This is a genomic window from Idiomarina sp. UBA4206, from assembly GCF_002383015.1.
Lineage (GTDB): Bacteria > Pseudomonadota > Gammaproteobacteria > Enterobacterales > Alteromonadaceae > Idiomarina > Idiomarina abyssalis.
In genome coordinates this window covers 55,792-57,201 of the sequence record NZ_DFTS01000067.1, presented here as the reverse complement: position 1 = coordinate 57,201, position 1,410 = coordinate 55,792, and the positions used below count along the sequence as shown (strand labels likewise).

Genomic DNA, 1,410 nt, shown 5'->3' with positions numbered 1-1,410 from the left:
TCAAATCCTGCCCCCGCAACCAACGTCCGGACAGAAATGTCTTCATATTAATTCCCCAGAACACATCTGTACTTTCTGTACTTCCCTGAAAAAATTAATAAATAAACTTACTAAGCCAGCTGTTGGCTCCAGTTAGATTGAGCTGACATTGCCAAGTCGACTGTCGCAGGTAAAAGTCGATTTAATGTGACTTTTATAACGTAAAACTGTTTCAAAGACTTAATTGCCGAAAGCTGCATTCCATCACTTAGTAATAAGCAGGTTGCAAATTCATCATCTGCATCAAGAATTAGAAATAACCCTTGATCAAAGCCTGAGTTTAATTCGCATAAGGTACGCTCTGCCGGCCATTCATTAATGTCGGACTTTTGGAAATGCCAGCTTTGAGGCATTTGAGGACGACCAAAACGACTCCATGCAGTTGCATTGAGTGCCGCACTACATGGGGTACAGGGGACTTTATCTGAAGGATAAGACTCTAAAACCTCACTAACTTTTTGGAAGGTTGTCGCATCCTCAATATCCATTAGTTGTTCACTAAAGTGGATATTGACTAATTGACTCGGTTTGTAAGGTGTTTCAAAGACGCTGTCTTCGTTCAGCTTAATGCTGAGCTTGCCAGTTTCTGCATTGAACAACCATAGCCAATGGGATTCCGATTCCACAGTGTTAGCCTTTATAATTAGAAGAATTTAAGCCTTGCGATAAGATACTAAACTCGCCCGGCTATTACAAGTGGTTAACAATTGAACGAATAAGCCCCGGCCCCTGGTAGATAAACCCTGTATAAATTTGCACCAGGCTAGCTCCAGCCCTGAATTTGGCCTGCGCGGCCTCGGGTGAATCTATGCCCCCAACACCAATTACTGGTATCTGTCTTTGCAAAGTTTTACATAAGAGCTCTATAATCCGAGTACTTTTATTTTGTAATGGCTTACCACTTAGCCCCCCTGCTTCTTTAGCTTTATCATCACGCAAACCATCTCGCGAAAGCGTCGTGTTTGTGGCAATCACACCATCCATTTTATTTCGCAGTAAAGATTGAGCCATGACTTCAACTTCGCTTTCTTCAAGATCCGGAGCTATTTTCACAACCAACGGAACGTAGCGATCATACTTATTCGCCAGTTCAAGTTGTGACTCCTTAAGCCCGGAAAGCAAAGCATCAAGACTTGAGCCATGTTGAAGGTCTCTTAAACCAGGTGTATTGGGTGATGAAATATTAATTGTCACGTAACCGGCGTAAGGGTAAACCTTTTCCAGGCACGCAAGATAATCATCAAGGGCTCGCTCTTCCGGGGTGTTTTTATTCTTACCGATATTGATACCCAGCACACCTTTATAAGATGAGGCCTTTACGTTTTCAAGCAATACATCCACACCGTGGTTGTTGAACCCCATGCGGTTGAT

The 1,410-nt window shown here is 42.8% G+C and carries 2 protein-coding genes and 1 tRNA gene (1 of these 3 only partly in view); 1 reads left to right on the top strand and 2 read right to left on the bottom strand.

What is annotated here, in order from left to right; all coding sequences use genetic code 11:
* Window positions 1-22: transfer RNA gene (locus B3180_RS13620), tRNA-Met, on the top strand (it extends 153 nt beyond the left edge of the window).
* Window positions 23-110: 88 nt separating this feature from the next.
* Here B3180_RS13620 and B3180_RS13615 read toward each other — a convergent pair.
* The gene (locus B3180_RS13615) at window positions 111-665 is read right to left on the bottom strand and encodes a cell division protein ZapC domain-containing protein (RefSeq protein WP_199494814.1); all 555 of its coding nucleotides are present in this window, start codon (window positions 663-665) and stop codon (window positions 111-113) included.
* A gap of 64 nt (window positions 666-729) precedes the next feature.
* Window positions 730-1,410: dihydroorotate dehydrogenase (quinone) (gene pyrD, locus B3180_RS13610; RefSeq protein ID WP_286845054.1), on the bottom strand; the 681-nt coding region annotated here is incomplete at its 5' end.